At 44.1% G+C, this 8,698-nt stretch carries 2 protein-coding genes; both read left to right on the plus strand.

Annotated elements, in window-relative coordinates; all coding sequences use genetic code 11:
- On the plus strand, positions 1-4,845 hold a 4,845-nt coding region (locus KUV50_RS19215), incomplete at its 5' end, for a T9SS type A sorting domain-containing protein (protein WP_222581835.1).
- 1,826 nt (positions 4,846-6,671) lie between these two features.
- Positions 6,672-8,698 (plus strand): PKD domain-containing protein (locus KUV50_RS19220; protein ID WP_410000072.1); only part of this gene is annotated, 2,027 nt, incomplete at its 3' end.

Genomic DNA, 8,698 nt, shown 5'->3' on the forward strand with positions numbered 1-8,698 from the left:
GGAACTCCCGGTTATACCTATAGTATTGATGGTGGTCAGAACTACCAACCATCGAACGAATTCACGGGATTAACGGCGGGTAATTATACGATTACAATCAAGGATGCAAACGGATGTACGAAGACCTGTGATGAGGTGGTGGTAGGTCAACCTGATGCATTGACCTGTAGTACGACACCGACGGATGCGAGCTGCAACAGCGGGAGCGATGGAAAGATCACTGTGACAGCCGGAGGAGGAACTCCCGGTTATACGTATAGTATTGATGGTGGTCAGAACTACCAACCATCGAACGAATTCACGGGATTAACGGCGGGTAATTATACGATTACAATCAAGGATGCAAACGGATGTACGAAGACCTGTGATGAGGTGACGGTAGGAGAGCCTGATCCGCTCACCTTCTGTATCACGCAGGAGTGTGCCGGTGCAAATGTGTCACCACCGATGACTATCATCACTGTCTATCCGATTGGTGGTACACCAGGCTATGAATATTATGTGTTTGATAACGATGATAATGTAATATACATCGATTGGAAGGAAGTTTCGTCCGGGGATGAATTTTCACTACCTGACGGCAATTATACGTTAAAGCTTCGGGATGCCAACGGATGCGTGGCTTTGGCGCAAGAGTGTGTTCCATTAGAGCCAGTTGTTGATTTGAGAAGTACTTTTCGATTAATACCTCCCAGTGATATTGAAATCCTTGCCAGTTGTTGTCGAATATCCTGCAACGATGCCGGTGTATTCGAATGTAGTGATGCAGCTGGAATAGAAGAGTGGTTAAACGGAGGGGCATTTACGATAGAAGGCGACTGTGAAGGATTGCGGGTGGATCACAATTTGGATACGATCACGGGATGTGGTGATTACATAGTAACCTTTACGATCGTTGACGAAAATGGTGATCCTGACCTGGATGATCAAGGACAGCCCAAGACCTGTACCAATACCCTAACTATTCAGGATACAAAAGCTCCTGTCATCGTCGTGTCCAATCTCAAGAAGCTCAATTGCAGTGAAGTGACCATTTTTGATGAGCCTGAAATTTTTGATAATTGCGATAACGATGTAGAAGTCAAAGTGACTACGGAGTGGTACATTGACGGGCTAGTGGGGTGTCGACACCGAAGAACATGGACTGCGACTGATGATTGTGGTAACACCAGTACGGCGACACAGGTGATTCAAATTGTTGATCCTACACTTCCTGAGCTTGTGCCGGTACATCCTTTGTTGGAAGGCTTGGCAGACGGAGACTCGATTTATGTGGAATGCAGTAAACCCACTTTCTTTTCACCGGAAGCATTTGAGGTCAAAGAAGACTGTTCAAAATGTGGCCATGGTTATAAGGTGAATATGGACGATTACGCCATTATCCATGATTGTGGTGACGGCAAAGCACTTAAAGAGATCGTTTGCTGGTGGTACGTGACGGATAAATACGACCGTACGGTGCGTTACACGATTCATATTTTTATGATGGATCGGATGCCGCCTGAGTTCGTTAGTGTACCGGAAGATAAAACCATTGCCTGCGATGCACCGATTGAATTTGGAGAGGTGGTTACGTTTGATGCATGTAGCAAGTATGTGAGCCTTTCACATCAAGATACGCTGGGTACATCAGCACAAGGTCAAAGTACGATAACCCGCATATGGAGAGCCACCGACGCTTGTGGAAATTGGGATACAGCTTCTCAGACTATTACGTTGGAAGGAAGTGGACCAGTATTTACTAGTTTGCCGGAAAATAAGATACTTTCTGCCGGGTCCGAGGTGGTATTTGATGAACCTGTCGCACGAAGTGCTTGTGGAGAAGTAAACATCACTGTGGATGGGGCGGATGAGGTGAGCGGCGATCAATGCAGTGGGTTAACCTATACGCGGACCTGGAATGCTGTGAGTGAAAATGGCTTATCAGCTACGACATCTCAAACCATCACACTGAAACCTGATGATGAAGCACCTGTATTCAATAAAATGCCCGGCAATGTCGTATTGCCTTGTGGGTCTGACTTGCCAGCGTTTAATATCGGAGTGACCGATAATGTGGATGATGGTGTCGTCATATCGGTGGCTTCCACTATGGAAGGAGAAGGATGTGATCAAGTGATTACACGTACATGGACGGCGACTGATGCATGTGGTAATGCAACTTCTGTCAGCCAGGAAGTCCGGTTTGCTGCGAATTTAGATATTACATTTACATATGTACCCGGCACCTTTAGTGGCAAGATAGGCGATATGGTGCCCGAAGATATGGCGGTAGCCTCTTCAGACTGTACCGAAGGAGAAGTTGCGATATCCGTGGAGGATCGTGTAGTTCAGGATGCCACGTGTGATCGATCGATTCATCGGCTTTTTATAGCTACGGACGGATGTGGGAACCGGGATACTGCTATTCAGCTAATTACATTGATCGACAATGTAGCGCCCGTGTTGACCAATACTATCGCAGGAAAAAGTGTAGAATGTGGTGATTCGATTAATTTCGATGAGCCTGAATTTACCGATAATGTAGGGGTAGAAGCTGTGGTGGTCACGGATACGGTGATTCAGGAACAGTGTAGTGGTTATTACAAGCGAACCTGGTTGGCCGTCGATTCTTGTGGAAATTCGACCACAGTGACTCAGACGATAACAATTCTCCCAGATACGGAAGCTCCTGTGTTTGCATCTTCAGACCAAGTACTGGTGCTTGGGTGTCAGGATACGATACCCGCGTTTACACCTGCGGCCACGGATAACTGTGCTTCGAGTGTGTCTATTGTAATGGAAGAAACTGAATCCAAGGCATCCTGTGAAGAACGAATTTCTCGAATATGGACGGCCACGGACAGTTGTGGGAATAGTTCGACGCTAAAATGGGAGTTGATCCGACGAGATACCTTGGCGCCGAAGTTTGATCATATTCCAGAAGATTTTAGCGTGACTTGTATAGAAGATGCTGTGTTTGATACCATTACTGTAGAAGACGACTGCAGTGATTCGGTACAGCTGAGCTTTATGGATCTTAAAAGAGAAGGCAATTGCTTCACTGGTTTCACATTAACAAGGACGTGGATAGCTACAGATGATTGTGGAAATATGAATCAAGTCGTACAGAATATTTTTGTGATTGGGGATACCGTGGTACCTCTGTTTACAGAAGTTCCAGCCGATACGATAATCCGCTGCGGAGATTCGATTCCCAGCCAAACGGTTGAAGTTGCTGATAATTGCCGAATAGATACGATCATGGTTCAGCAAGATCATCGACCGATCAATGATCATCAATGTGAAGATAGCACAGGTTATTTTGTGCAGCGTTCCTGGATTGCAGTAGACGAGTGTGGCAACCTGGATACGGCCATTCAGTATATCGCAATTTTGGGTGCGGGACAAAGTAGTTTGATGACTTTTATAGAGGTTCCCGGAACCCAGGTAGTGAATTGCGCAGATGATGCCGTATTTGGAAGGCCTGTTGTTAAGGCGACGTGTGACTCTGTACAAATCACGACTGAAGACTTCACCATAGGCGAACCATGCAGCGCTGAATATAAAATGATTCGGGAATGGACAGCCACGGATACTTGTGGCCAGACTGTATCGACCTATCAGACTATTATTGTCCGTCAGGATACCTCGGCCCCACACATTAGCTTGGATTATCCAGTCAAATTTATGGGTTGTGGAAGTGTGAAAGACACCTTGAGTTTTGATGACCCGACGGTATGGGATAACTGTGTTACTGAGTTAGTGAGCACGACGGACACGACAATACATGATAACAGTGATGCTGATTCTGTACGGGTACGTACGTGGACTTATGCAGATCAGTGTGGGAATGAATCCTCGATTAGTCAGAAGCTGATCTTTGGATTGAATGATACGGATGATTTCTTCCGTGCGGAGCGAGATACCTTTGCACTGAGTTGTGTGACCGCAATGGAATTACACCGTCCTGTGGTGTATAGTTGCGACACGGTGAGTGTAAGCTATGAAGATGCGGTGTCAGATTCTGCGTGTATGAATCAACTTAAGGTGGTACGTACATGGACAGCTGCGGATACCTCTGGCAATGTTGATAGTTACGTGCAGATATTTAATATACACGACACGATTGCACCGGTCATAGAACTGGCGAGTGATACGCTGTATATGACTTCATTAGAATATGCGGGGTTTGAAGCTGAGTCAAACTTAGGTCCTGCAGCAGACAACTGTGGTCAAGCAACGGACGACATTAGTAGTGCGAAGCAAGAGGAAAATGGCCGCGTGTGGTATGAATACACGGTAACGAGGAGTGATCAATGTGGGAACACTTCCATCGCTCATTTTGTGGTCGTGATTGCTGAGAAGCCACCGATTGTTAATTTGAATTATAGCAGTCCCGATGTGGTAGCGCAGGTGTCGGGTGGTGTGGCACCTTTTGAATACGCCTGGAGTTATCTCCGGCCGGGCAATCCCAACTGGGTGAGTATTGATATAGAAGGTAAAAAATTGAGTATGCGAGAAATGGGAATGATTCAAAAGGTCAAAGTGCGGGTCATGGATGCACGCGATCAATGGAGTGAAAATCAGCTGGATCTGATGGTTACTAAAAATGTTCGACGAAATGTAATGCTTCATCCCAATCCTGCAGTAGATTATGTGGAAGTGCGGATGGAAATGGAAGATGTGAACCGGATCGAATTGTATAATATGTTGGGTCAACGGGTGAAATTCTATGAGTTTGACAGGATGACCGATCAGGGCAAGATTCAACTAGATCTGCGGGATGTCCCGCAGGGTACTTATACTGTTCGATTTATGAATGATTACAGGGTTTACACCAGGCCATTGATCAAAGTCAATTAAAATTTTCTTGAATGTGCCTTCAGTAGGTACATTCAGAAGTTTGTTTCTTAAGGGGTTGGCCCTCTCTTCCTACGGGGGGAGGGGGCCTTTTTTTTATTAAAAACTAAAGAATATTTCCCGTTGTAGCGTCACCCGCTTTATTCACCACGTCAATCTATTATTACACATGACATGCAGTGTATCAATTGCATAACCCCCAAAATTGGGCAGTTTGCATAGCCCAATTTTGGGTGATGTTTGACTTTTGATTCATACATTATCCTCGGGACAGAGCCCTCCCACAGCTAAGGTGGGGACAGGTCGGTTCCCTCATCCTACCCACTCAAAATGAGGACATTTTGGTTCCTTCACCGAATGTGGATTGACCACATTCGATCTCGCCCTTGGCGAGATTTTGCTCAGTCATACTGAACTTTCTGTCTCAGCTCGGCTTTACCGAGCCGAGACTACATTCACTCATATCTGCACCTGTCTAACTGCCAATAAAACAATAATCAACACCAGGTAGGTAAATCAAAAGCCATGAATTTTGCGGGGTCAGAGGGTACTTCGCAATTCAGAAACGGTATACGATCTAAGCTCACCATGGTGTATAGTCATTTTTAGAATTGATTTTATGTGCGTTTTTGTTTCAAATATTATATTTGTTATAGCCTCATAGGCGATGCTAAAATTCCCGAAGGGTGATGTTGCCAGAATTTAGTATCGGATAGATATGTATTGATTTATGTAGTGGATGTTGACCGATTCAAAAATCCGATAGAGTTTCATGTTGTTTTGATATATTCATTAAGTTGTATAATGACTTGAGGGATAGGTAGTAATATCTTTTGGTTAAACTGGAAACGTGAATTTTTATGGTGGCTTATACAGTTTATATAAATTATTTTAGCATATTGTTTGTATAAATAAAAATATCTATATATATTTACATCCATGATTAGGTTGAATGGTTCCCCAAACTGTTCAATTCTGGTTCTCAAAAGAAACAAAAACCTCAAGCTGTGTCGTCAGGAATATTTTCGTGTATTCGGTTAAAAAACAAGTTTCCATCAGTGTGCTCTGAATGGGGTGATCCGTTTTGTGAATGCGTGGAGATGTTGTCTTATGTTGACGATAGTCACGTTGAGGTAGCTAAGAAATGAATAAATTTTTTCACCGCAAAAGAAACAGCACCATGAAGTATACACCTACTTAATTTACCATTTACATATTGTGGATAACCCGAAGTATTCATACTTGCGGACTTTCTGAACAATGACCAATGAACACATAGTGTGTGCGCAATGCACCCTATGAAACCGTGTTTCAGCATTGCTGTTCATATTCAATTTGTCATTGATTTAAATGAAGTCTTTCATGTATGCATATCTGGTGGTGTCCTTGTGTAAACGTACAGAATTGATGATTGCTCAGTTTAGTATTTAACACTATTGCTGTGTTTGCTAAAAGCGTCATTACTGAACTGGACATAGGAGTTCTATGTCTAAGCCTCCCGTGCTATGGCTAAACCCCAAAAAGAAACAAAATAAGAAACAAATCAGAAGCCTATAAAACTTCACTGAATTTACCCCACTGCTTAAACCCTTTTAATTATGAAGCATTCAATTTTTACACGACATAACATTCTATCCTGTTTTTCTTGCTGTCACGGGCAAACAAATGGTTTTTTTAAATGGGTGAGTTTGGTAACATCGAGAGTCCAAAACCATCACTTCTGGAAATCTGGTGTGTGCATTGTAATTTCACTACTATTCATACTTTCCACTACTCAAAATGCGAATGCTCAGCAATGCAGTTTTAATTGTACGACCAATAATGTTACCGTGACTGACGCTTACATAGGCGATGTTAATGGTAATCCTGTGGGGAGTTGTAACGTCCCGGACCAAACCGATGTATCAGTATGGCTCAACATGGACTGGAACAGTGCAGCTAACAGATATTGTTTGAGATTGTGGGCAAGACTCGTAATAACCAATCCTGATAATTCCCAAATCACTGTAGATCTGGAAGGTCAATTATTAGCACAATCGATATCTAGTCAAAATACATTGCTTAAAGTGTATGACTTTGCCTATTTATGTGGTCAAACAGTAGAGATTGTAGCCCATCCAGATTATGTATCTACTAATATGGGGCCAATTTTTGGATGGCAGGTAAACAATGATAACTCGTGCGATAATACAGGTGGACCTAACTTTGTTGACTGTAGCCCTCCGGGTCAAACAGCTTGCGAACAGAATATTATAGTAAATCCTCCCCTCCAAGCTAATTTTTCATATGTAGCTGAATGTGATGGAAATAGTTTTCAGAAGGTGACCTTTACGGATGAAACTATTGGTGGCGATGGGAATTACACCTATTCCTGGGATTTTGATGTCAGTACCAATACCGCTTCTCCAGCCACATCCAATACCGCAGGTCCCCATTCGGTTACTTATTCTTCAGGTGGTACAAGGACCGTGAAGCTAACCGTGATGAATGGTGGCGAATCCAGTGAACGAGAAATCAATATCGAGGTTGAGTCATGTTGTTCCGGACTGACCTGTAGTACGACACCAACCGATGCGAGCTGCCACGGGGGCAGGGATGGTAAGATCACGGTGACAGCCGGAGGCGGAACGCCCGGTTATACCTATAGTATTGACGGTGGTCAGAATTACCAGGCATCAAATGAATTCACGGGATTAATGCCCGGTAATTATACGATTACAATCAAAGACGCAAACGGATGTACGAAGACCTGTGATGAGGTGACGATAGGCCAACCAGATGCACTGACCTGTAGTACGACACCAACCGATGCGAGCTGCCACGGGGGCAGCGATGGAAAGATCACGGTGACGGCCGGGGGTGGAACGTCCGGTTATACGTATAGCATTGATGGTGGTCAGAACTACCAGGCATCAAATGAATTCACCGAACTGACGGCCGGTAATTATACGATTACAATCAAGGACGCGAACGGATGTACAAAGATCTGTGATGAGGTGACGGTAGGAGAACCCGATGCGTTGAGTTGTGAAATTACTGAAACACACAATGTGGGTTGTGATGGATCTTCAGGAATCATCACCGTTACACCTACTGGTGGAACCGGGACCAAAATGTATAAACTGGACAATGGATCCTTTCAAGCCAGCAACACCTTTACAGGCCTTTCCGCTGAAACTTATACGGTCACGGTAAAAGATGCGAATGACTGCACATCTACCTGTGACATTACTTTGGATCCTTTAGATCCACCCCATGTTAATATTGTAAAAGAAATAGAATCCGGACCGGTGCTTACGGGTAACATGCCCAATGAATATTCAATTACATATCTCATAACCGTCAATAATACAGGAACCGATTGCCCGGGAACCTACGATTTGTCAGATACCTTAAAGTATGGAGCAGGCGCCACCATAACTGATGTAACGGTCAGTTATGTGGGTGTAGAAGGAACTACAGGGACAGCTAATTATACCAATTTTGACGGTCAGTCTGATTATAAAATTATAGATGATGAGCAGGTAGGAGCCGGAAAGGAGGATGTATTCCAGATTGTTGTGACTTTTGAGGTGGACCCTGCAAAGGTGACGTCTCAGAGTGCGGACTGTGAACTCACTGGAGGTGAAGAAGGAACGGGCTTACTGAATATTGCGGAAGTGAGTGATGGCGTTCCGTCGAAGCGTGATGATGCCTGTGCAGATATGCCGAATCCATCGGTGGATATCGTGAAGACCGTAACGGCAGGACCGACGTCTACGGGCAATGTGAATGAATATACGATGACGTATCAGGTTGAAGTGAGTAACACAAGTGACGCTCTGGCATTCTATGATTTGTCGGATACCTTAAAATA

It is taken from the genome of Membranihabitans marinus (genome assembly GCF_019802045.1).
In the GTDB taxonomy this organism is placed as follows: Bacteria; Bacteroidota; Bacteroidia; order Chitinophagales; family Saprospiraceae; genus Membranihabitans; species Membranihabitans marinus_A.